General features: G+C 71.8%; 21 protein-coding genes. 8 read left to right on the forward strand and 13 right to left on the reverse strand.

Annotation, left to right across the window (positions count from 1 at the left end; all coding sequences use genetic code 11):
* Positions 1-23 precede the first annotated feature (23 nt).
* On the reverse strand, positions 24-776 hold the full coding sequence (locus Vqi01_RS22375; protein ID WP_204036802.1) for an ROK family protein: 753 nt from the start codon (positions 774-776) through the stop codon (positions 24-26).
* A 79-nt stretch (positions 777-855) separates the two neighbouring features.
* On the opposite strand from Vqi01_RS22375, the gene Vqi01_RS22380 reads away from it, so the two are divergent.
* The 3 genes from Vqi01_RS22380 to Vqi01_RS22390 all read left to right on the forward strand — a co-directional run bounded on the left by Vqi01_RS22380 (position 856) and on the right by Vqi01_RS22390 (position 4167).
* Positions 856-2493, forward strand: coding sequence for an ABC-F family ATP-binding cassette domain-containing protein (locus Vqi01_RS22380; protein ID WP_204036803.1), 1638 nt, complete (start codon positions 856-858; stop codon positions 2491-2493).
* A gap of 98 nt (positions 2494-2591) precedes the next feature.
* Positions 2592-3317 carry a methyltransferase domain-containing protein gene (locus tag Vqi01_RS22385; protein WP_204036804.1) on the forward strand — a complete coding sequence of 242 codons (726 nt, stop codon included), beginning with the start codon at positions 2592-2594 and terminating at the stop codon, positions 3315-3317.
* Positions 3318-3630: 313 nt separating this feature from the next.
* Complete coding sequence (locus tag Vqi01_RS22390; RefSeq protein ID WP_204036805.1) at positions 3631-4167, forward strand: phospholipase; 537 nt, start codon at positions 3631-3633, stop codon at positions 4165-4167.
* Between the two features lie 107 nt (positions 4168-4274).
* On the opposite strand, the gene Vqi01_RS22395 is transcribed toward Vqi01_RS22390, so the two are convergent.
* Entirely contained in the window at positions 4275-7100 is a 2826-nt protein-coding gene (locus Vqi01_RS22395) for an ATP-binding protein (RefSeq protein WP_204036806.1), read from the reverse strand.
* A 230-nt stretch (positions 7101-7330) separates the two neighbouring features.
* Positions 7331-7549, reverse strand: coding sequence for an FmdB family zinc ribbon protein (locus Vqi01_RS22400; protein ID WP_204036807.1), 219 nt, complete (start codon positions 7547-7549; stop codon positions 7331-7333).
* A 56-nt stretch (positions 7550-7605) separates the two neighbouring features.
* Between Vqi01_RS22400 and Vqi01_RS22405 the strand changes: the two genes are divergently transcribed.
* Both Vqi01_RS22405 and Vqi01_RS22410 read left to right on the forward strand, forming a co-directional pair.
* Complete coding sequence (locus Vqi01_RS22405; protein WP_204036808.1) at positions 7606-8871, forward strand: lytic transglycosylase domain-containing protein; 1266 nt, start codon at positions 7606-7608, stop codon at positions 8869-8871.
* A 72-nt stretch (positions 8872-8943) separates the two neighbouring features.
* Entirely contained in the window at positions 8944-9960 is a 1017-nt protein-coding gene (locus Vqi01_RS22410; RefSeq protein WP_204036841.1) for a GNAT family N-acetyltransferase, read from the forward strand.
* A gap of 19 nt (positions 9961-9979) precedes the next feature.
* Here the strand turns inward: Vqi01_RS22410 and Vqi01_RS22415 are convergent, their stop codons facing one another.
* The 8 genes from Vqi01_RS22415 to Vqi01_RS22450 form a co-directional block, all read right to left on the reverse strand.
* A complete protein-coding gene (locus Vqi01_RS22415; protein WP_204036809.1) occupies positions 9980-10483 on the reverse strand; it encodes a helix-turn-helix domain-containing protein in 504 nt (167 codons plus the stop codon).
* Positions 10484-10761: 278 nt separating this feature from the next.
* The gene (gene hemB / locus Vqi01_RS22420; protein ID WP_204036810.1) at positions 10762-11745 is read right to left on the reverse strand and encodes a porphobilinogen synthase; all 984 of its coding nucleotides are present in this window, start codon (positions 11743-11745) and stop codon (positions 10762-10764) included.
* Between the two features lie 17 nt (positions 11746-11762).
* On the reverse strand, positions 11763-13343 hold the full coding sequence (locus Vqi01_RS22425; RefSeq protein WP_204036811.1) for a bifunctional uroporphyrinogen-III C-methyltransferase/uroporphyrinogen-III synthase: 1581 nt from the start codon (positions 13341-13343) through the stop codon (positions 11763-11765).
* Positions 13340-14332: a hydroxymethylbilane synthase gene (gene hemC / locus Vqi01_RS22430; protein WP_204036812.1), complete on the reverse strand. Its 993-nt coding sequence runs from the start codon at positions 14330-14332 to the stop codon at positions 13340-13342. Before hemC ends, Vqi01_RS22425 begins: the two co-directional genes overlap by 4 nt.
* Positions 14329-15657, reverse strand: a complete 1329-nt coding sequence (locus Vqi01_RS22435) for a glutamyl-tRNA reductase (RefSeq protein ID WP_204036813.1) — start codon at positions 15655-15657, stop codon at positions 14329-14331. The genes hemC and Vqi01_RS22435 overlap by 4 nt, the downstream gene beginning before the upstream one ends.
* Entirely contained in the window at positions 15654-16424 is a 771-nt protein-coding gene (locus Vqi01_RS22440; protein ID WP_204036814.1) for a redox-sensing transcriptional repressor Rex, read from the reverse strand. Before Vqi01_RS22440 ends, Vqi01_RS22435 begins: the two co-directional genes overlap by 4 nt.
* A gap of 365 nt (positions 16425-16789) precedes the next feature.
* Entirely contained in the window at positions 16790-17440 is a 651-nt protein-coding gene (locus tag Vqi01_RS22445) for an HAD family hydrolase (RefSeq protein WP_204036815.1), read from the reverse strand.
* Between the two features lie 37 nt (positions 17441-17477).
* A complete protein-coding gene (locus Vqi01_RS22450; RefSeq protein ID WP_204036816.1) occupies positions 17478-17729 on the reverse strand; it encodes a glutaredoxin family protein in 252 nt (83 codons plus the stop codon).
* A 677-nt stretch (positions 17730-18406) separates the two neighbouring features.
* Between Vqi01_RS22450 and Vqi01_RS22455 the strand changes: the two genes are divergently transcribed.
* From Vqi01_RS22455 to Vqi01_RS22465, 3 genes are all read left to right on the forward strand, one after another.
* Complete coding sequence (locus Vqi01_RS22455) at positions 18407-19354, forward strand: ECF subfamily RNA polymerase sigma factor, BldN family (RefSeq protein WP_204036817.1); 948 nt, start codon at positions 18407-18409, stop codon at positions 19352-19354.
* A 274-nt stretch (positions 19355-19628) separates the two neighbouring features.
* Entirely contained in the window at positions 19629-20483 is an 855-nt protein-coding gene (locus Vqi01_RS22460) for a DUF5667 domain-containing protein (RefSeq protein WP_204036818.1), read from the forward strand.
* 99 nt (positions 20484-20582) lie between these two features.
* On the forward strand, positions 20583-21452 hold the full coding sequence (locus Vqi01_RS22465; RefSeq protein ID WP_204036819.1) for an HAD family hydrolase: 870 nt from the start codon (positions 20583-20585) through the stop codon (positions 21450-21452).
* A 21-nt stretch (positions 21453-21473) separates the two neighbouring features.
* Here the strand turns inward: Vqi01_RS22465 and Vqi01_RS22470 are convergent, their stop codons facing one another.
* Together Vqi01_RS22470 and Vqi01_RS22475 are read right to left on the reverse strand one after the other, a co-directional pair.
* A complete protein-coding gene (locus tag Vqi01_RS22470) occupies positions 21474-22337 on the reverse strand; it encodes a lysophospholipid acyltransferase family protein (RefSeq protein WP_204036820.1) in 864 nt (287 codons plus the stop codon).
* The gene (locus tag Vqi01_RS22475) at positions 22334-23407 is read right to left on the reverse strand and encodes an NAD-dependent epimerase/dehydratase family protein (protein ID WP_204036821.1); all 1074 of its coding nucleotides are present in this window, start codon (positions 23405-23407) and stop codon (positions 22334-22336) included. The genes Vqi01_RS22470 and Vqi01_RS22475 overlap by 4 nt, the downstream gene beginning before the upstream one ends.
* Between the last annotated feature and the right edge of the window lie 111 nt (positions 23408-23518).

Raw genomic sequence — 23518 nt, forward strand, 5'->3', positions numbered from 1 at the left:
GTAACACCTATTGCCGGTGGCTCTTAGACTGAAGCGAGGTCCCAGGCGCGGACGCCGCCTACTATGCCGGCGCTGTTGGGGACCACCACCACGTCGTCGCCCATCCGGGCGAGCTGCTCGGGACGGATCAGCCGGGAATTGCCACCGCCGAGGTAGAGCCGGTCCCAGCGGAAGACCGGGCGCAGCCCGTCGACCACCTGCCGGATCCGCCGGGACCAGAACGCGTCGCCCAGTCGGCGGCGCTCCGGCTCGCCGACGTACGTGTCGTAGGTGGTGCCCCAGCGCACCGGGGCGTGCGACAGCTCCAGGTGCGGGGCGAGCACCCCGCCGTCAAAGAGCGCGCTGCCCAGCCCGGTGCCCAGCGTCAGCACCAGCTCGCAGCCGGTGCCCGCGACCACCCCGGCACCGTGCACCTCGGCGTCGTTGAGCACCAGCGTGGGCAGCCCGAACGCCACGGCGAGGGCGTTTCGGACGTCGTAGCCCGACCATTGGGCGAGCAGCGCCGGGTCGACTCGGCTACGTGGGCCGGAGCGGGTCACGTAGTGCGGGGTCGCGATAACCACGCCGTGCCGGATCATGCCCGGCATCCCCACCGTCACCCGATCCGCCGGCGGCAGGCGGGCACCCAATTCCAGCAGGGTCTTGACGAACAGTTCCGGCGGCAGGGGGTACGGCGTGGGCACCCGCAACGGCTGGGCCCGCATCGTGCCCGCGCCGTCGAGGACGGACGCCTTGATCCCGCCGCCCCCGCAGTCGATCGCCAAAGTGGTCTGCACGACCGTGAGTCTGCCTCGTGCCCCATCGCGGCGTTGACGAGCGGCCCGATCACGCGCCGCCGAGTACCCTCGCCTACTTGTGAGCGCCACGCTGATCGCCAAGGACCTCTCCGCCGGGCACGGGGACCGGATCCTGTTCACCGGGCTGGACCTGGTGGTCGCCCCCGGGGACGTGGTCGGCCTGGTCGGAGTGAACGGGGCCGGCAAGTCGACACTGCTGCGTACCCTCGCCGGGTTGCTTCCGGTCGAGGCCGGCAGTGTCACGATCAGCCCGCCCGGCGCGAGCGTCGGACATCTGCCGCAGGAGCCGGAGCGGCGCCCCGGCGAGACGATCCGGGCGTTTCTGACCCGGCGCACCGGCGTGGCCCGCGCGCAGGCCGCCCTGGATGCGGCGACCGCGGCGCTGACGGCTGGCGCGCCGGGCGCGGACGACTTCTACAGCACCGCACTGGAGAGCTGGCTCGGCCTGGGCGGGGCCGACCTCGACGAGCGGGCCGAGGAGGTCTCCGCCGAGCTGGGCCTCGCCGTCGACCTCGACCAGGAGATGACGGGGCTTTCCGGCGGCCAGGCCGCCCGCGCCGGGCTGGCCTCCCTGCTGCTCAGCCGGTACGACCTCTTCCTGCTCGACGAGCCGACCAACGATCTGGACCTGGCCGGCCTGGACCGGCTCGAACGCTTCGTCACCGGGCTGCGGGCCGGCACCGTGCTGGTCAGCCACGACCGGGAGTTCCTGACTCGCACGGTGACCCGGGTGCTGGAACTGGACCTGCACCAGCAGCAGGTCAACCACTTCGGGGGCGGCTACGGCGCGTACCTGGAGGAGCGGGAGGTGGCCCGCCGCCAGGCGCGCGCCGACTACGAGGAGTACGCCGACACGAAGGCCGCGCTGGAGGCCCGGGCCCGGATGCAGCGGGCCTGGATGGAGAAGGGCGTCCGCAACGCCCGACGCAAGGCCACCGACAACGACAAGGTGGGCCGCAATTTCCGGTCCGAGGCGACCGAGAAGCAGGCGGCGAAGGCCCGGCAGAGCGAGCGGCTGATCGAACGGCTGGAGGTGGTCGAGGAGCCGCGCAAGGAGTGGGAGCTGCGGATGGAGATCGGCGCCGCGCCCCGCGCCGGCGCCGTCGTGGCCACTCTCCGCGATGCCGTGGTACGCCGGGGAGATTTCACCCTCGGCCCGGTGAACCTCCAGATCGACTGGGGCGATCGGGTGGCGGTCACCGGGGCGAACGGGTCCGGCAAGTCGACCCTGCTGGCCGCCCTGCTCGGCCGGCTGCCGCTGGAGGCCGGCCAGGCCACGCTCGGTCCTGCGGTGGTGGTCGGCGAGGTGGACCAGGCCCGTGGGCTGTTCCTCGGGGACGCGCCGCTGCTCGACGCCTTCCGGGCCGCCGTACCGGACCTTTCGCCGGCGGACGCGCGGACGCTGCTGGCCAAGTTCGGCCTGCGCGCCCAGCATGTGCTGCGACCGGCGGCGACGCTCTCCCCGGGCGAGCGGACTCGGGCCGCGCTGGCGCTGTTGCAGGGGCGCGGTGTGAACCTGCTGGTGCTGGACGAGCCCACCAACCACCTCGATCTGCCGGCCATCGAGCAGTTGGAGTCGGCGCTGGCCAGCTACCCGGGCACGCTGCTGCTGGTCACCCATGACCGGCGGATGCTGGACGCCGTACGCGTCGACCGCCGGCTACGCGTCGCGGCCGGGCAGGTGGCCGAGCGTTAAAAGGGGGCCCTTCCTCTACCTGAGGCGTTAAAAAGGTGCCCTTCCTTACCCGCATACCGGGCGGCGAATGGGGTAACGGCGGGGCCGGAGGTGGCCGCATGGTCGCGTTGGCACACACGGCGCCCTCGGCCGAGCGGCTGCGGGCGGTGGATCAGTTCCTCGCCGAGACGTGGGCCGACCAGGTTCGACACGACGACCGGCTGCGCTCGCTGGCAATCGAGGTCAGGTTCGACCGGGGCGTCGCCCACCTGACCGGCGAGGTCGACGAGCCGGGGCAGTTGCGGCTGGTCCGCGAACAGGTCGGCCGGCTGGCCGGTGTCTTCGGCGTCTGGTGCCGGGTACGGGTGGGCGGCCGCGACCCGGTGGTGGTGGACCTCGGCTGCGGGGCCACCAAGCAGTGGCCGGGCAACCTCGGGCTGGACATCTTCCCGGCGGCGGGAGTGGACGCGGTGGCCGACCTCTCCGGTTCCCTGCCGCTGGCGGACGACTCGGTGGACGTGCTGTTCGCGGTGCACATCCTGGAGCATCTGATCGACTTCCTGCCGCTGCTCGACGAGTGCCACCGGGCGCTGCGGCCGGGCGGTGTGCTGCACGTGATGAGCCCGTGGTGGGGTCATGTCAACGCGGTGGCCGACCCGACCCATGTCCGGCTGCTGGACGTACAGACCGTCAAGGGTGTCTGCGTGATGCGTCCGCCGGGCACGCCACGCTGGTATCCGCTGCACGCCGGCAACGACGGCGCGTCGGTCTTCGCCGATCTCACTCCGCTCGGCCCCGACGACGCCGGCCCCTCCCCCGCCCACCTGGCCCGCTTCTTCAACTGAGATGAAAGGAAGGGCCCCCTTTTAACGCCTGGCGTTGTATAGGGGGCCCTTCTTAACACTTAAAGCCGCGCAAGCTCTGCACGCACTGGAGCCGCACAAGCTCTGCACGCACCGGAGCCGCGCAAACTCACGCGCTTGAAGGCGCGCAAGCCCTGGACGCCGTCGGACGTCCGGGGCATTCGTCTGTTTCAGCACAGGTCATCAATATTTCTCGTTGGTTACACCCCGCGGCCGAGTCATTGATCGAGACTGATGGCACGCCGGTGACTCGCCGGTAACATCCCCACCGCTCACCCCCCGCGGAGGTATCACCGTGCCCAGACGCCTCGTCACTCTCCTCGCCTCGGGCGCAATCGCGCTGCTCACCGCCCTCGCCGCGCCCGCCCCCGCCGCAGCGGCCGTCACACCTCAGCAGAAGCTGTCCGTGCTGTCCAGCTGGACCCAAACCAGCGCCAGCAGCTACAACGCCTGGAACTCGGCCCGGCAGAACCGGGCGTCGTGGGCGGAGTACAACTTCGACTGGTCCACCGACTACTGCTCGTCGAGCCCGGACAACCCGCTCGGGTTCAGCTTCTCCCTCTCCTGTGCCCGGCACGATTTCGGCTACCGCAACTACAAGGCGGCCGGCCAGTTCAGCGCCAACAAGTCCCGCCTGGACAGTGCCTTCTACGAGGACCTGAAGCGGGTCTGCGCCGCGTACAACGCCGTCGTCCGGCCGGCGTGCCTCAGCCTGGCCTGGACCTACTACCAGGCGGTCGCCATTTTCGGCTCGGTCGCTGCCGTCTCGCAGTCCGACATCGACCGGGCTGCGAAGATGAAGGCCGACGCCGAGCGCTTCGCGCGCTCCTGATCGCGGCACCCCGCCCGCACGCCCGGCCGGTGTTCCGGCCGGGCGTGCCGGCACCAATCGCCGAGCGCCGTGGCCGCCCCGGTTCTCGGCCGTCGGCCCGATCGTGGTCAGGCGTGTCCGGTGTGGCGGTCCGCGGTGGTGGTCGGCTGGCGCCCGACGGTGCCGCCGGCCTGGGACGCGAAACGGGCCGAGTCGGCGGCCAGGTCGGGATGCTCGACACCGAGCGCCAGCTCGACCGCCTCGTCCAGCCCCAACTCGGTGCCCTCGCCGTACGCCTCGTCGAAGGCGGCGTCGCCCAGCACCCGGCGCAGCCTCGTCTGCTGCTCGGCCCAGTAGGCGTCGTAGATGCCGGAGGCCGACCGCAGGCCCGCCCGGGTCGCCTGCGCCGCGCCGAAGAGCCGGGCCGCCGTCAGCGCTTCGCCCCCGGCGGCACACCGCACCGCGATCGCGTTGAGTGTGTCGCACGCCCGCCCGTGGAAGCCGTGGTTCATCCGCGAACGCAACGCCGCCAGCAGATGCTCGTGCGCCGCCACCAGGTCACCCCGGGCCAGGGCGACCATGCCGAGCAGCATGTCCACCGACCGGCGGCCCCGGTCGACCGGCCGGGACGCCTCGACCGGCCGTGCCGCCCCGAGCAACTCTGCCGCCTCGTCCAGCGCGCCCCGCCGCCACAGCAACTCGGCCAGCCGGAGCACGGCGAACAGCGCCTCGGACTCGACGCCCTGCTCGTGCGCCCAGTCGATGACCTCCCGGCAGACCCGCTCGGCCTCGGCGAACTGTCCCATGTCGAACAGGGGCGCCGCACGCCCGGCGAGCACCCGGGCCAACAGGCCGGCGTCGCCGGCCTGCCGGGCCGCCGCCTCCGCCCGCTGCGAGTAGCGCAGCTCCTCGGCGAACTCGCCGTCCGCCCCGGCGTGCAGGGAATGCATGTGGTACGCCGCCGCCAGTTCCCCCTCCGGAACGGCCTCGCCGGTTTCGGCGAGCCGACCGTAGAGCCGGAACAGCCAGAGTCGCCCCTCCCGGGCCAGCCCGCGCTCCCGCCACCACTGGTCCAGCCCACCGGCCAGCCGCAGCCCGATGCGGGCACTTCCGCCCGTGGCGCACCAACGCAGGGCGGCCCGCAGCTCACCCGCGAGCGGATCGAGCGCGTACAGCGAGAGAGTCACCGGCTGCCCGTTAGGGCCGAGGTGCGCCCGTTGCAGGGCATGCTCCGCCCAGGCCACGTGCCGGTTACGAGCGGCTTTCTCCTCGCCGGCCTCCGCGAGCCGGCGGGCCGCATACGCCCGGATCGGGTCGAGCATCCGGTACGTACAGCCTGTCACCTGCGGCTCCGCCAGCACCAGGGACTTGTCCACCAGCACGGAGAGCGGGTCGAGTGGATCGTCGCCGAGCAGCCACTCCACGGTCGGCAGCTCCACCGGGCCGGCGAAGACCGCCAACCAGCGCAGCAGCCGCGCGGCACGCGGTCCGAGCGTCCGGTACGACCAGGTGACGGTCGCCTGCATGGTCAGGTGCCGCTCGGCCGCCGATCGTGCTCCCGCCCGGCTCGCCACGGCGGGCAGGGCGGCCCGGGCCGCCGCCGGGGCCGGGTCGGTGTTCCCCTGGGCGTCGGCCGGGTCCAGGTTGACCGGTGGCTGCGGATCATCCCGCCCGGCGTCCAACGTGCCGAGTACGTCGTCGAGGCGTTCGGCGAGTTGCCCGACCGAGAGCACCCGCAGGCGTGCGGCGGCCAGTTCGATGGCCAGCGGCAGCCCATCCAGCCGCCGCACCACCCGCCGCAGGTCCGCCGACTCGGCGGGATCGGGCTCCCGGCCACCACGGGCCGCAGTGGTGCGGTCCAGCAGCAGCGCGACCGCGTCGCTCTCCCTGCCGTCGGGTGACGGGTCGACCGACAGCGGCGGAATTCGCCACACCACTTCACCGGGCAGTGCCAGCGGCTCCCGGGTGGTCGCCAGCACCCGGACTCCACCTCCACCGGAGAGCAGCCGGGAGACCACATCCGCGCAGGCCGCCGGCTGGGCATCGCAGGTGTCGAGCACGATCAGCATCCGGCGGGCGGCAGCGTACTCCACCAGCGTGTCTACCATCGGGCGCCCCGGCTCGGGACGTAGCCCGAGCACCGCGGCGATCGCGAAGGCCACCAGCCCGGGGTCGGTCACCGCGGCGATGTCGACGAACCACACCCCGTCCGGATGCTGCTCGACCAGGTCGGTGGCGAGTTCGACGGCCAGCCGGGTCTTGCCGCCGCCGCCCGCACCGAGCACGGTGACCAGCCGGTGCCCGGCGACGAGTTGCCGCAACTCGACGCGCTCGGCCTGCCGGCCGACGAACGAGGTGACCTGGATCGGCAGGTTGTGCGCCACCGCGTCGGCGGTACGCGGACGCGGGAACTGCCGCTCCAGACCCGGTGCGACGAGTTGGAAGAGTCGTTCCCGGTCGTCGAAGCCACGCAACCGGTGCAGGCCGAGGTCGAGCAGGGACGCGCCGGCCGGCAGCGGTTCGGCGCGCCGCGCCGTGGCGGCGGAGCAGAGCACCTGCCCACCGTGCGCGGCAGCGGCCACCCGGGCGGCGCGGTGCACCTCGGGGCTGGCGTACTCGCCGTCGCGCGGCTCCGCCCAGCCGGTGTGCAGGCCCATCCGGACCCGGGGCGCCGCCTCCGGCGTGGGCCACTCGTGATCGGCGAGCGCGCGCTGGGCGGACAGGCAGGCGGTCAACGCGGCGCTCGCGTCACCGAAAGCCAGGAAGAACGAGTCGCCCTCGGTCAGCAACTCGGCTCCCTCGGTCGCCGCGATCGTCCGGCGCAGCAGGCGGCGATGCTCCGCGAGCACCGGCCGGTAACCGGGACCGAGCAATTGCGCCAGCCGGGTGGAGCCTTCGATGTCGGTGAAGACGAACGTCACCCAGCCGGTCGGGAAGTGAAGCCGTGCCGACATGCGTGGAACCTCCCCCCTGGTCTCAACGTGATACTTCCCGAAACCAGATCGTCACGCATCGTAGGAACGGCCGGTCGCGACTCGGCCCCAAGGTGCCATCGGGACCGGTATCCGGACAAGGCAGCACATCACCCGTCCCATCACCTGCGACAGTGCGGCCGTCGGTCAAGGGCCGCCGAGGCGGCGGTCAGGAGCGCGGTATCAGATCGCCCCGGCCCACCGTGGTCGCCTCAGCAGCCGCAACCACCGCCGCAGCAACCACCGCCGGTGGGTGCTGGCGGGCCACCGCTGACGCCGCCGCCTCGTCCGGTGATCGCGATCGTGGACAACAGTTTCACCGTGTCGGCGTGCCCCTGTGGGCAGGACGCCGACTCGCCGGCCCGGGCCATCGGGCGGTTGACCTCGAAGGTGTCGCCGCAGGCGCGGCAACGGAACTCGTACCGGGGCATGGCATCAGGGTACGACCGGACCTGACGATGGCGGGCAGATGGGTGATACTCGACGGGTGGCAGACGGCGAAGAGAGCAGGACCCTTCGGCCCCTACGGCCGGCCGCGCCGCCCACCGACGCCGCCACCGACGGGCCGGCGATCAGGCTGCCGCGGCCCCGCCGACGCTGGCTGAGACCCGCAGCCCAGAGCGACAAGCCGGTAGCCGAGACCGACAAGCCCGCTACCCAAACCGATCAGCCGGCAGCCGCAGCCGAGACCGACAAGCCCACAGCCAGGACCGACGACCCCGCTCCCGAGACCGATCAGCCGGCCGCCGCCAAGGCCGACGCCGCCACCAGGACCGACGGCGAGCCGGCCGGGTCCACACCGGACGCCGGTCCCCCGGGAGCCCGGCGTCGCCGGGTGCGCTTCGCGCATGCCGTACGCATGCCAGGGCCGCGCGCCGCGGTCCGCGCGACCCGCGCCTGGTCACGGCGGCCCGCCGGCCGGCTGGCCCTGCCGGGGGTGCTCCTGCTCGTGCTGGTGGCGGCGACCGCAGCGGCCGGTGCGCTGCTGGTACCGGCCACCCTCGGTTCGTCGCGGTCGATCGCGGCCAACGCCACCGCCAGCGGTTCCGCGGCACCCAACGGCAGCCCGCCGTCGGCCGAAGCGCCCCCGCCCGGTGCCGTCCCGCCGCCGGGCGCGACGCTGCCGCCGGGTGCCACACCGCCGCTGGGCGCGATTCCAACGGACGCGCCGATCGCCGGGCGCCCCTCCGATGCCCTGGCCGGTTGGGCGCGGGAGGTCGGCGCCAAGGTGGGCATCGACCCGATCGCCATGCAGGCGTACGGCTATGCCGAGCTTGCCCTCGCCGAGACCCAGCGCAGCTGCGGCCTGAGCTGGACCACCCTGGCCGCGATCGGCTTCGTCGAGTCCCGCCACGGGCAGGCCAACAACGCCCAGCTGGGCCCGGACGGCCGGGCGACTCCGGAGATCATCGGCCTGCCGCTGGACGGGCAGGGCGGCCGGATGAGAATCACCGACACGGATCGGGGTGAGCTGGACGGGGACACCACCTACGACCGGGCCATCGGGCCCATGCAGTTCATCCCGACCACCTGGCAGGAGATCGGCGCGGACGCGGACAATGACGGGCGCAAGGATCCGCACAATATTCACGATGCCGCCCTCGCCGCCGGGATGTACCTCTGCAAGGGCGGCCGAAACCTCACCATTCCGGGTGACTGGTGGAACGCCATCCTGTCGTACAACGATGTCCGTAGGTACGCCCAAGATGTCTTCGATACCGCGAACCAGTACGGACAGGCCAGTCGCACGTGAAGTGATCGTTTCCATACATTGGAGAACTGGACACTTCCCCCAGGCTGCCGTTAACGGCAAGCTAGACGGGTGATGGTGCGCGAGTGGGACCCCAGGACCGCGTCGTCCGCCGAGATCGCGTCGTTGCTGGACACGCTGAACGCGATGCTGGCGGCTGATCTCCCGCAGGATCCACCGTGGCAGGAGAGTTGTCTGCGCGAATACCTCGCCGAGGTGATGCCGGGCGAACGGCGGATCTCGTGGGTGGCCCAGGCCGACCCCGCCGCTGACGGGACGCCGGGCGCCATCCTGGGTCATGTGCACGTGCTGCTGCTCGGCAACATCGGTGTGCTGGATGCGCTCGTACACCCCTCCGTCCGCCGCCGCGGCATCGGCCGGGACCTCGTCCTGCGCGCCGCCCGCCGGGTCTACCAGGAGGGTTTCGAGTCGATCGGCGTCGAGGTGGTGGGGGACACCCCCGCCCTCGGCTTCTACGAGTCGCTCGGCTTCAGGCGGGAGTACGTGGAGACCCGCAGCGTGCTCGACCTGTCGAGCGTCGACTGGACCGAATTGGCCGAGATGTCCACCGGCGTCGGCACGGGCTACCACGTCCAGTTCCACCCGGGCGGCCCACCGGACGAGCTGATCGAGGCGTACGCGCGAGCCAAGGCCGAGCTCCGGGATGTCGAGGACGGCGAGCTGCGACCCAGCTCGTACGACCCGCAGCGGCTGCGCGACAGCCTGGACTGCCTGCATCGGCGGGGCATGAAGCCGTACATCGTGCTCGCCCTGCACGAACAGACCGGCGAGGTGGCCGGCCTGACCGAGGTGGTGGTGCCGGCCCAGCATCCGACACGTGCCGATCAGTACGACACCATCGTGGTGCAGGACCACCGCGGCTACGGTATCGACCGCGCGATCAAGGCCCGAATGCTGCTGGAGCTGCGCTCGGCCGAGCCACAGCTGACCGAGGTCCAGACGTGGAACGCCCAGGCCAACGAGGCCATGCTCAAGGTCAACGCCGAGTTGGGCTATCGCCCGGACCGGGACTGGTGCGAGTACAGCGTCGACGTGGCCGAGTTGGTGCACCGCCTCGACAAGTCGCGCTGAGTCTTGAGGCGGGCGGCGGTCAGTAGTCCCAGGTTCGAGGATCCGGGGGCGGTGGGAGGCTGCGATACTTCGCCACCCGCACCTCCCACTGGCTACGCCGTCGCCGGGCCTCCCGATCGGCACGCGAGCGGCGGAATGTCTCCGGCGGGCGGGCCAGACCGTAGATGTCCCCCCACCACTCGCCCGGCTTCGGGTCGAGAATCGTGTTCAGGTGTGCCGGGTAGCGGCGATCCGCTCCGTCGCGCGTGTCGTCCCAGACTTCCATCGGCAGTACGATCCGCCCCTCCTGATCGACGGCCACAAGGTAGAGGCCGGCGGCGCCGAGCAGACGCTCCAGCACCGCCAGACTCGGCGTCAGTGACCCGGCCTCGACCCGCGCGACGGTGGACGGCGCGACTTTGGCGAACCGACCCATCCGCGCCTGGCTGAGCCCGACGATCCGCCGGGCCCGTCGCACCAGACCGGCGATGGGAAACGGCCCGAGCGTCGGGCCGAGGTCCGGAGATTCGAAGACGGAAGCCATGGGCACACCCTTCCGCCCGGCGCACCCACCCGGCAAGACCTGTGGATAACCCTGTGGATAACCCTGGGCATCAATCAAGTCTTGGCTTCGACACCAGGCCCCGGCGGCACCCCTGGTACATCCCACCGCTCCCTTTGCTCTGCTTCAACGGACGCACTTGCCTGGGGCATAAACCGTTGCGTGGATTGAAGCAGAGCAAAGCGTCAGCTCTGCTGTGGTCAAGCTCCGCGGCGACACGGAGGCGCGGGCGGAGCACGGGTGCTGGTGAGGGTGACGGTTCAGTAGCGCTGGCGGAGAAGTTGGGCGGCCTCGACGGCCCAGTAGGTGAGGATGATCTGGGCGCCGGCACGACGGATCGAGGTGAGCGTTTCCAGCATCACCCGCTCCCGGTCGATCCAGCCGTTCGCGGCGGCCGCCTCGACCATCGCGTACTCGCCGGAAACCTGGTATGCGGCGACCGGGACGTCCACCGCGGCCCGGACCGCCGAGACCACGTCGAGGTAGGGCAGGGCCGGCTTGACCATCACCAGATCGGCGCCCTCGGCCACGTCCAGCTCGACCTCACGCAGCGACTCCCGCAGGTTCGCCGGGTCCTGCTGGTAGGTGCGGCGGTCGCCCTCCAGCGCCGACTCCACCGCCTCCCGGAAGGGGCCGTAGAACGCCGAGGCGTACTTGACGGCGTAGGCCAGCACCGCCACGTCGGTGTAGCCGGCCGCGTCCAGCGCCCGGCGCACCACGCCGACCTGGCCGTCCATCATCCCGGACGGCCCGACCACCGCGACTCCGGCGGCGGCCTGGGCGACCGCCATCTCGGCGTACGCGGCGAGGGTGGCGTCGTTGTCCACCGAACCGTCGGGCGTGAGCAGGCCGCAGTGCCCGTGCGAGGTGAACTCGTCCAGACAGAGGTCGCTCATCACCACCGTGGCGTCGCCCACCTCAGCGGTCACGTCCTGGATCGCGACGTTGAGGATCCCGTCCGGGTCGATGCCGCCGGAGCCGCGCTCGTCCCGCGTCGCCGGCACCCCGAACAGCATGATCCCTCCGACGCCGGCCTGTACCGCCTCCACCGCGGCCTTGCGCAGCGAGTCGCGGGAGTGCTGAAGCACGCCGGGCAGCGAGCCGATGGCCCGCGGCTCGGTCAGCCCCTCCTTGACGAACATCGGCACGACCAGCTCGGCCGGGTCGACGCGGGTCTCGGCGACCAGCCGCCGCACGGCTGCGGTGCGGCGCAGCCGGCGGGGCCGGATCTCCGGGTACGGCATTGGGTCTCCCTTTGCGACTACCGGAACCTGAGTGCGGTCGGGCCCTGCACCTTCGAACCGCGGCGCTGCTTCGCCGGCATCGCGGCGAGCTTCTCCCGCAGCTCGACGGCGTAACCGGCGAGCGCCTCCACCAGCTCGGGCACGGAGGCGTTCGGCGGCTGGACGTCGACCCGCAGGCCGAACTCGGTGGCGGTCTCCGCCGTCTTGGGCCCGATGACGGAAACCACGGTACGCGCGTGCGGCTTCCCGGCGATGCCGACGAGGTTCCGGACCGTGGAGGACGAGGTGAACAGCACCGCGTCGAACCCGCCCGACTTGATCGCGTCCCGGATCTCGGCGGGCGGCGGAGCCGCCCGAACCGTCCGGTACGCGGTCACGTCGTCGACCTCCCAGCCGCGCTCGGTGAGCCCGGCGGCGAGCGTCTCGGTGGCGATGTCGGCACGCGGCAGCAGCACCCGGCCGACCGGGTCGAGCACCTCGTCGTGCGGCGAGAACTCGGCCAGCAGGCCCTCGGAGGACTGCTCCCCACTGGGGATCAGCTCCGGCTGGATACCGAAGGCGCGGACCGCGTCGGCGGTGGCATCGCCTATGCAGGCGATCTTGACACCGCCGAAGTGCCGGGCGTCCAGACCGTGCTCGGCGAACTTCTCCCAGACCGCACGGACCGCGTTGACCGAGGTGAAGATGATCCAGGCGTACCTGCCGTCGACCAGGCCCTTGATCGCGCGCTCCATCTGGGCCGGGGTACGCGGCGGCTCCACCGCGATGGTCGGCACCTCGCACGGAATCGCCCCGTACGCGCGCAGCCGGGCGCTCATCACGCCAGCCTGCTCCTTGGTCCGCGGGACGAGGACCTTCCAGCCGTACAGCGGACGGTTCTCCCACCAGCTGAGCTTGTCCCGCTGCCTCACCCCGTCACCGACGGTCAGCACGACCCGGCCGGTGAAGCCGAGTGCCGCCGCGACGAAGGAGTCCACGGTCGACGTGGTGGTGTACTGCGTCTCCCCGGTGCCGTCGCCGGTCACCCCGACGTCGGTGCCGCCGTCCACCCCGGCGGCGAGCAGCCCGTCGCGGATCGCGGCGAGGTCACCGGCGTCCACCGCGAGCGCCAGCGAGCCGCGGTGCACGGCGGCGGCCAGCGCCTCGAAGTCGAGGGTGCCGACGTCCTCGACGTCGGCGGCGGTGCGGACGCCCGGTAGCGGAACGCCTGCGTAGGTGGCAACCCCCTCGGCCTGGCCGACACCGGGGACCACCTCGAAGTGCGCGGCGGTACGCGCCACCGCCTGCACCTCCTTGACCACGGAGTCGTGGCCGAACGGGTCACCGGCCACCAGGTGCACCGCGTTCTGCCCGGAGCGGGCGGCCGAGATCAACACCTTCGCCACGTCGCCCGGCGCGCCTTCGGCGGGGGTGAACTGGGTGTCGGCCTTCGCCTCGGCCCGGACGACGTTGAGCAGCGACTCGGGGACTCCCCGGTCGTACACCACCTGATCGGCGTCGACCAGGGCGTCGTGCGCCCGGCGGGTCAGCAGGCCCGGGTCGCCGGGACCTGCCCCGACGAACGCGATGCGGCCTACGGGCTTACGGGTGCGGGTCATTCTGTGCTCCCAAATTGCTGGGTCCCCGGGCCGTCGTGTACGTGCGGGCCGAGGATCGAGTCGGCGCCGAGGTCGAGGAGTTCGGCGGCGAGTGCCTTGCCGATCTCCGCCGCATCGGCGGGCGTACCGGTGCGGGACAGCCGGATGTCGTGGGTGCCGTCCGGGCTGATCACCGCCCCGCGCAGGTAGATCTCCTCACCGGCGTCGCCTTCGGCGAGTTCGGCGTAGGCGGCGACCGGAGCGGAGCATCCGGCCTCCAGGGTGGCCAGCATCGCCCGCTCCGCGATGACCGCGGCGCGTGACGGTGCGTGGTCGAGCATGGCGAGCTGTTCGACCATATCCGGGTCGTCGGCCCGGCACTCCACTGCCAGCGCGCCCTGGGCGGGTGCCGGCAGCATCAGCATCGGGTCGAGCGTCTCGGTAATCAGCTCGGTCCGTTCGAGGCGGGCCAGCCCCGCCCGGGCCAGGACGATCGCGTCCAGGTCGGCCTCCGGCCCGAGTACCCGGGCGAGCCGGCGATCGACGTTGCCCCGGATCGGGACGACGGTCAACTGCGCGCCCAGCGCGTGCAGCTGGGCGATCCGGCGCAGCGCGCCGGTGCCGACCTTCGCGCCGGGAGCGAGTTCGGCCAGCAGCTTGCCGTCGCGGGTGACGAGTGCGTCGCGCGGGTCCTGTCGCGGCGGCACCGCGGCGATGTGCAGCTCCGGCGGCATCGCGGTGGGCAGGTCCTTGTACGAGTGGACGGCGAAGTCGATCTCCCCGGCGATCAGCGCGTCGCGCAACGCGGAGACGAACACGCCGACACCGAGCCGGTGCACCGGGGCGGTGGACTGGTCGCCGGGGGTGACCACCTCGACCAGTTCGACCGGGCGCCCGGTGCGGGCGGTCAGGGCGTCGGCGACGTGCCCCGACTGGGCCATCGCCAGCTTGCTGCCCCGGGTACCGAGTCGCAGCGGGGTCAGTTGATTCGCTCGCTGCCGCTCGCTCATCGCTCACCTTCCTCGGCTGGAGTGATGTCGGGGACGGTGTCCACCGGTGAGGTCTGTGGGACCTGGAGGTCGAAGAGTTCACGCAGCAACGCCGCGTACTGGTCGCCACCGGGCTCGGCGGCGAGCTGCCGGACCCGCACGGTCGGCTGGTGCAGCAGCCGCTGGACCACCCGGTGCACGGTACGGGCGATATCGGCGCGCTGGTCATCGGTGAGGTCGGGGCGACGCTGCGCGAGCCGGCGCAGTTCGGCGCCGACCACGTCGTCGGCCCGCCCGCGCAGGGCGGCCACGGTCGGTGCCACATCGGCCCCGCGCAGCCAGGTCAGGAAGGACTCGACCTCGCCGGCCACGATCCGTTCGACGGCGGTGGCGTCGACGACGGCCGGCCCGTCGGCGAGCAACGCCGCCATCCGGTCGATGTCGATCACCTCGACGCCGGCCAACTCGGCCACTCCGGGGCCGACGTCGCGCGGCACGGCCAGATCGAGCAGGACCAACGGCCCGCGTACGGGGTCACGACCGGCCACCGCCTCGGCGACGACCTCGCGGGTGAGGACCGGCTCGGCGGAGGCCGTGGCGGCCACTACGATGTCCACTGTGGAGAGAGTGTCGACCAGTTCGGCCATCGGCCGCGCTGTCGCGCCGTACGACTCGGCCAGCCGGGCCGCTCGCACGGAGCTCCGGTTGATCACGGTCAGCGGCCCGGCCCCGAGCCGGGACAGCGTCGCCATGCCCAGCGATCCCATCGCCCCCGCCCCGACGACCAGCGCGGGACGGCCGGCGAGGTCGTCATCGAGATGATCGGCGGCCAACCCCAGCGCAGCGGTGACCACGCTCTGGCCGGCCCGGTCGATGCCGGTCTCCGAGTGGGCCCGCTTGCCGACCCGCAGCGCCTGCTGCATCAGCTCGTGCAGCAGCCGTCCCGCGGTGTCGGCCTCGCTGGCCCGGTGGTAAGCGTCCCGGAGCTGCCCGAGGATCTGCGACTCGCCGATCACCATCGAGTCCAGGCCGGCGGCGACCCGGAAGACGTGGCTCACCGCAGCGGAGTCGAAGTGCACGTAGAGATTGTTGGCCAGCGCGCCAGGTTGGCAGTCGGCCTGCTCGGCGAGCACGGCGCAGATGTCACCGAGACCGCCGTGGAAGCCGGACACCGCCGCGTAGACCTCCACCCGGTTGCAGGTGGAGACCAGGACGGCCTCGCTCACGTACGGCTGCGCGACCAAGCGGTCCAGCATGCGGGCGAGGCTGGCCGGGGGCACTGCGAGCCGTTCCAGGGTGGCGACCGGCGCGGTGCGGTAGGACGCGCCAACGACGAGGAGCTTCACGTGCCGATCGCCTCCTGGCTCTCGGTGACCACGAAACCGTTCGGCAGGGCGGTCAGGGCGGACCCACCGGTGGTGGGAAACGCGGTCAGGGATGCCTTGCGGTGCTCATGGAACGACAGGATCTGGAGCTCGATGGCGAGGTCCACCTTGCGTACGTCGACCCCGGGCGGGACCGAGAGCACGCAGGGCGCGAAGTTCAGGATGCTCGTCACGCCAACGGCCACGAGTTGGTCCGCAACCTGCTGGGCCGCCGCCGCAGGGGTGGCGATGACGCCGATCGCGATCGACTCGTCGGCCGCCACCTGGGGCAGCTCGTCGATGTGCCGTACGACAAGGCCGTTGATCTCCTCGCCGACCCGGCCGGGGTCCGCGTCGAAGAGGGCGGCGATCCGGAAGCCGCGGGTGGCGAAGCCGTCGTACCCGGCCAGGGCGTGACCGAGGTTACCCACGCCCACCAGGGCGACCGCCCGACGCTGGGTGAGACCGAGCACGTACTCTATCTGCTCGATCAACAGCCCCACGTCGTAGCCGACCCCCCGGGTGCCGTACGAGCCGAGCTGGGACAGGTCCTTGCGGAGTTTGGCCGAGTTCACCCCGGCGGCGTTGGCCAGCCCTTCGCTGGAAATCGTCTCGTGGCCGGTTTCGGCGAGATTGTGCAGGGCACGGAGATACTCGGGCAGCCGGGCCACCGTCGCCTCAGGAAGGTCCGGAAGCGCCGGTACGGCACCGGCGCGGCCGGGTGCGCCAGGGTGACGGTGCTGACTCATGAGACTCCGTGCGGTGCGATCCTTGACCAACTCCACCGGCCGGCCAACTCGGGACTCCCGCTGGCGACCGAGATTGCCGGCTGTGCTAGCAGGACGCGTCGGAATTACAGAGTAGGCGCTTGTGAAGACGTGCACAAATCGCGATCTTGTTGGCACGCACCGCGTCTTCACCAGCCCTCCGTTCCGCAAGATCGATGGCAATCCTCGTGGCGATCCGCCCGCGCGATTATTGCCCAATCCCGACTTCTCTGACCAATCACGCGCAGGCCATCGCGCCCCTGCATTTTCTTCGATCATGAAGTTATCGCCCGGCACGTCTGATTCCGGGCGATAACTTCATGACCGACCCGAGGGTGCGGGTGTGCTCAGCGGAGAGCGGTGGCGAGAGTCACGGCCTGCACGAGGGTGTCGGCGACCGGGTGACCGGAAGCCTCCAGGCGGGTCCGGTCGGTGAAACCACCGGCGTAGAGGACCACGCGACCCCCGACCGAGAGCGCGGCGTCGGCGTCGTCGATCGAGTCGCCGATCAGCACCACCGAACGGCCGTCCACGCCGAGTTCGTCAAGGTGCCGCGCCAGCGACTCGGCCTTGCGGTCACCGCCGACCTCGGCCCGCAGCCCGTCGACCCGAGTGAAGCGCCCCGTCAGGCCGTACGTCCGCACGGCCGGCACCAGCTCGTCGTGGAACCACATGGACAGCAGCGACTGGCTGCCCGACCAGGCCGCAATCGCGTCGACGGCATCATGGGCCAGCTGACAGGTGGTCAGCCCGAGGCGGTACGCCTCGTGGAAAACCTTGTCCAGCCGGCCGAACGTCTCGCCGTCCACCGCCCGACCGAGCACCTCCGCGTAGTAGTCGGCAATCGGTCGGCGAAAGCGCACCCGATGTTCCGCCGCGGTCACCGTCGGGCCGCCCTCGCTGACGAACACGGCGTTGGTGCAGGCCACCACCAGGTCGAGATCGTTGAGCAGGGTGCCGTTCCAGTCCCACACCAGGTGGGTACGCGCAGGGATCATCGCCGCACCCTATCCGGGCCGCGACCGCGATGACGGGCTAGAGCTGAGGGGTGGTCAGATCCCGCAGCAGCCGGTCCTCCTCGACCCGCCAGTAGCCGTGCTCCTTGCCGTCGAGCAGCACCACCGGCAGCCGATCGCCGTACTCACGTTCCAACTCGACGTCATCGCTGACATCCCACTCGATCCACCGGTCGCCGGTGACCGCGACCACCCGATCGAGCGCGGCCTTGGCGTCCTCGCACAGATGGCAGCCAGGTCTGGTGATCAGGGTCAGGCGGGGCTCGCGCATCGGTCTCCTCACCTCGCGTCGGCGTCCTGCACGGTGGCCGAGTCTGGCACAGCCCGCCCCGGCAGGTCACGCCCGTACGGCCACGGGCAGACGCCGTGTCCGGCCACCGCACGACCGAGGGCGCCGAAGAGCGAGCCCGTCCTACGACGACAACGCGCGCCCCGGGCCGCCGGACTCGGCTGAGTCCCGTCCACGGAACCCGGACCGGCCGCGCCGACGGCACGCCGAGGGCCGGTGAGGCATTGCCGCCGCAGCCGGAGCACCGCAGGCGGAGGCCGAAACGCCGATCGCGGCAGACCGGTGAGAACTCGCCGAGAACCCCGCTGACCTGCAGTCCCGTCCCGAGCAGCCGGGAAGTCCATTGTCAATCACCCCCGACGGACAACCGGTCCGCCAGGCTCGCGGCGCGTCGGGAAATACTTCGGCTCTGTGTAACGGACTTGCCACGCGCGGGTGACGTTGGCCCTATCATCACTCGGGTCGGCTCACCCCGTTTTGCGTGAGTCGACACCCCTCAGCCCGAGGAGGCCCCCCGTGCCCGTGAGCGCATCGGACCAGCACCTCATGGGGAACTGCCGCCCGCCGGCATGCCCCGGAGACAACCTGCCCAGCGGTGACCTGACCAATCGACCATCGTCCGCCGACGCACCGGCGGACGGCGGAACGGAGGCGGCACGATGACCACCTTCGGCTTCGCGCACCGCCTGGTGGGCCTGACCGATCCGGCGGCACGCATCCCGGTCAACGAGCGGGCGGGTGGTCGCGGCCCGCAGGACACCGCAGGCAACCTGCCCGCCAGGGGTGAGGGTGTCGCGAAGCGGGTGGGCAGCAGGCCACACCAGAACGAGCCGCCGCATCGACCACCGACGCCCGGCGGGAACGCGAGACCGGTTGGTGGTCGGGTCGCTTCCCCGAGCCGACCGACCATGCCGGCCCAGGCCCGGCGCGGTGGAGACGGGACGGTCAGCGAGCTGCCGGCTGCCGAGACCGCGATCCTGCCCGCCGTCCCCGCCGCAGCCGGCACCTCCACCGGCTTTCCGAGTCGCCCCGATCCGTCCGATCCGGCCACCGAGGTCTGGACCCTGGTCGAGCGCGCCCAAGCCGGCGAGGCCGAGGCGTTCGGCCTGCTCTACGACCGCTACGTCGACACCGTCTTCCGCTTCGTCTACTTCCGGGTCGGCAACCGGCAGCTCGCCGAGGACCTCACCTCCGACACCTTCCTGCGGGCGCTCAAGCGGATCGGCAGCTTCACCTGGCAGGGCCGTGACCTCGGCGCCTGGTTGGTCACCATCGCCCGCAACCTGGTCGCCGATCACTTCAAGTCCGGCCGCTACCGGCTGGAGGTGACCACCGGCGACGTGCTCGACGCCGACCGCGAGGATCGCGGCCCGGAGGGCAGTCCGGAAGCGGCGGTGGTGGAGCACATCACCAACGTCGCCCTGCTCAGCGCCGTCAAGCGGCTCAACCCGGAGCAGCAGGAGTGCATCGTCCTCCGCTTCCTTCAGGGCTTCTCGGTGGCCGAGACGGCCCGCGCGATGGGCAAGAACGAGGGTGCGATCAAGGCCCTCCAGTACCGAGCGGTCCGGGCCCTGGCGCGGCTGCTCCCGGACGGTTTCCAGCCCTAGTCCGCGAACATCGTCGCCCCCGCTGCCCGGACAGCTCGGCGCCCGGGCAGCCGCGCGAGGGTGATCGATTTGCGACATTTCGGGCTCCGGCCGCCCGTAACCGGAGGGCGGCGCGGCGCGTTTCTCCGGGTGCGACCGGTGACGGTCCGGGACCTCCGGATCCCCCGGATGACGGGCGACGGCGCCAGCGGCCTCTGCCGTGGCGTCACGCGGTCATCGGTCGCTGCCGGTGACTGCGGCCGACCGGCCGCGTCCAGCGAGAGGAGGTGCCGCGGTGGACAACGCCCTCTTCTCCCGTCGGCGCGCCGAGCGCTTCGCGCAGCTTCTTGACGAAGCGAACGGTGGCCGACGCCATCACGTCCGTTCCCGATCCGACGACCAGCTCACGCCGCTCGTCTCGCTCAGCCAGCAGTTGGCCGCCGGCCCGTCCGCGGCCACGGCGGATCCCGAGTTCCGGGCCGGCTTGCGGGCGATGCTGCTTGCCACCGCCGCCAGGGAGGGCATCGGTGCCGCCGCCGCGCCGGCCGAGAAGGCCAGCGCCGGCCGGGGTCCGCTGCTGCCGGCCGTCACCGCTCGCCGGGCCCGCGCCCGCGGCGCGATCCTGGTCGGCATCGCGGCCGGTGCCATCGCGCTCTCCGGCATTTCGGCCGCCAGCGAGAATGCCGTGCCGGGTGACGCGTTGTACGGCATGAAGCGCGGCACCGAGCGGGCCCAGCTTGCCCTGACCGGCTCCGAGATCAACCGAGGCCAGCTCTTCCTCGGCTTCGCCCGAACCCGGCTGGCCGAGGCGTCCGCGCTGCGGAGCGACCGGACCGGATACAGCGCGGTGCTGGACGACATGGACGCGGACACCCGCCAGGGCGTACGCCTCCTCACCGGGGCTGCGGCGCAGCGCGCGGACGCCGCGCCGCTGGACGCGGTCGACGGCTTCGTCGGCCGGCAGCGCCGGGCCCTCGACGCGCTGTTGGACGAAGCGCCCCGGGCCGACCGGGAGCGCACCTCGCGCTCCCTGGTCCTGCTGGAGTCGGTCGCTGAGCGCGCCGACGCACTACGCGCCGCCATCGCCTGCGGCCAACTCCCCACCACCGCCAGCGACCATCTCGGCCCTACTCCCGGCACCTGCTCCTGAGCGGTCCCACCGGATCGGGGATCGGGTCGGTCGGTCGCCTGGCCGGTTACCCTCGGATCCGGGGGCCGGCAGGCCGGCGGGCAACGTAAGGGGGAACGGGTGGCGCGCAGCCGCAAGGTGACCGTCAGCACCGATGCGCGCGGGCACACCGCCGGTTGGGCCGAGACCCAGCCCGCACCGCCGGTCGCACCGGATCCGAGCGTCGCCGCCTTCTTCGACGTGGACAACACGATGATGCAGGGCGCTTCGATCTACTGGTTCGCCCGCGGTCTCGCCGCCCGCAACTACTTCACCAGCGCCGACCTGGCCCGGTTCGCCTGGCAGCAGTTGCGGTTTCGGCTGCTGGCGCGGGAGCACGCCGGGGACATGTCGCAGGCCAAGAAAGCCGCGCTGGCCTTCGTCGAGGGCTGGCGGGTGGAGGACGTCGAACGGCTCACCGAGGAGATCTTCGACGAGCTGATGGCACCCCGGATCTGGGCCGGCAGCCGACGCCTGGCGCAGGGACACCTTGACGCCGGCGAACGGGTGTGGCTGGTCAGCGCCGCCCCTGTGGAGATCGGCCGGGTGATCGCCACCCGTCTCGGCCTGACCGGCGCGATCGGTACGGTCGCCGAGGTGGTCGACGGCGCGTACACCGGCCGGCTGGTCGGCGACCTGATGCACGGGCCGGCCAAGGCCGAGGCGATCACCCAACTCGCTGCGGTGGAGGGCCTGGACCTGAGCCGCTGCACCGCCTACAGCGACTCCGCCAACGACCTGCCGATGCTCTCCGTCGTGGGTAGGGCGGTGGCGGTCAACCCGGACACTGCCCTGCTGCGCCAGGCCCGCCAAGAGGGCTGGGAGATACGCGACTTCCGGACCGGCCGTCGGGCATTCCGGATCGCTGTCCCGTCGACCGCCGCCGCCGGGCTCGTGGTCGGCGCGGTGACCGCCGGCGTGGCGCTGCAGCGCCGCTGGCGTAGCGGCTGAAAGCGCCAGGCCCGGGGCCCCTCAGGGACCGAACGGGTCCGGGCGCCGTTCCAGCAACTGGTGCAGGGTCTGCTGGATCGTCTCCCGGACCTGGTCGGCCAGGTTGAACACGACCAGCGGATCGTCCGCCGAGTCGGTCAGGTGGGCCGTCGGAATCGCCGGGCAGAACTCGATGAGCCACTTGCTCGGCAGCGGCACCATGCCCAGCGGGCCGAGCCAGGGGAAGGTCGGCGTCACCGGGAAGTACGGCAACTTGAGCAGCCGGGCCAGCGGCTTGATGTCGGCGAGCATCGGATAGATCTCCTCGCCGCCGACGATCGCGACCGGGATGATCGGGGTGCCGGTGCGCAGTGCCGCCGAGACGAACCCGCCCCGGCCGAATCGTTGCAGCTTGTAGCGCTCGGCGTACAGCTTGCCGATGCCCTTGAAGCCCTCTGGGAAGACGCCGACCAGTTCGCCGCCGCGCAACAGCCGCTCGGCGTCCGGGTTGCAGGCCACCGTCCCGCCGGTCTTGCGCGCGACCTCCGAGACCACGGGCATCCGGAAGACCAGGTCCGCGCCGAGCAGCCGGAGGAAACGATGGGCCGGGTGCTCGTGGTGCAGGGCGGTGGAGAGAATCAGCGCGTCCAGCGCCACCGTGCCGGAATGGTTGCCGACCACCAGCCCGGCGCCGTCGGTGGGGACATTCTCCAGACCGCTGACCTCGGTGCGGAACCAGTCCCGGTAGAGCCGCCGCAGCAGCGGGTGGAAGATCGCCTCGGTCAGCTCCGGGTCGAACCCGAACTCGTCCACCTCGTAGTCGCCGGCCAGTCGCCGACGTAGGAACGCCAGCCCGCTGGCGACCCGCCGGTCCCACACATCGCCGGGCTGCTCCGCCGCCGTCACGAGCGCTCCCCGATCGCGGCGCGCACCTGCCGGATCCCGTCGAGCACCAACTGCTCGGCGGCGGCCAGTTGCTCCCGCGTCACCACGGCACGGCCGTGGTGGGCGCGGATGAAATCGTCGAACGCGGCGGCGGTCGAGCGGGGGGTGAAAGCGTACTCGCGTTCCAGTCGAGAAATGTCCACTACCCGCCCGTGCACAAAGAGGTCGACCTGGTCGAGCCCGTAGCGGCCGTAGCCCATGGCTCGGGCGAGGGCGACGGCGCCGGACAGGCCCGGCTCCAGCACCGGCACGGCGATCCGGCCAGCACGCCGGATCGCCTGGGACAGGGCGAGCACCCCGGGCCCCGCGACGTTGTACGTGCCGGGGTGATCCTCGATGACCGACCGGTGCAGCACCTCCAACGCGTCATCGAAGTGCAAGAACTGCAACCGGGCGTCCCGACCGAAGATGGTCGGCACCACAGGCAGGGAAAAATACCTGGTCAGTGTGGTGTCGGCCGTCGAGCCGATGAACGGTGCGAAGCGCAGCACGGTGGCGGTCACGTCGGGACGCCGACGGCGAAAACCGCGGACGTACCCCTCGATGTCGAGGATGTCCCGGCCGAAACCGCCGCGCGGCACCTCCCGTGGCTCGGTCTCCTCGGTGAAGACGGCCGGGTCCCGGAAGGAGGCACCGTACGCCGCGGTCGAGGAGCGGACCACCAGCTTGCGGAGCCGGGGTGCCCGTTGACAGGCGGCGAGCAGCTGCATGGTGCCGATGACGTTCTGTTCTTTCATCGCCGCCCGGCCGCCATGCTGCTGATCGGGGGCGCTGACCAGCGCCAGGTGCACCACGGTGTCGACGTCGAGGTCGGCGAGGAGCCCGCCGACCGCGCCGGCGTCGACGCGGACCCGCTCGACCCGGTCGAGCAAGCCGCCGACCTCGGGCGTCGGCTCCGGCACGTCGACGCCGATGACCCGATCGATCCGGGGATCGGTGGCGAGCCGGGCGGCGACGTGTGCGCCGAGATAACGGCTGACCCCGGTCACGACGACAACCCCCGGAGGGCTCGCCGAGCCACCGGGGGTCATGTCTCGCACCCACCCCGGCAGCTGAGACCGAGCCGGGACAGCCACGGCCTGATCACCTGAGCCTCCGAGGGTCGACAGTTGGCGAGTCACGGAGGGGCCGGGCCGCAGCCC

The sequence above is a fragment of the Micromonospora qiuiae genome (assembly GCF_016863555.1).
Lineage (GTDB): Bacteria > Actinomycetota > Actinomycetes > Mycobacteriales > Micromonosporaceae > Micromonospora > Micromonospora qiuiae.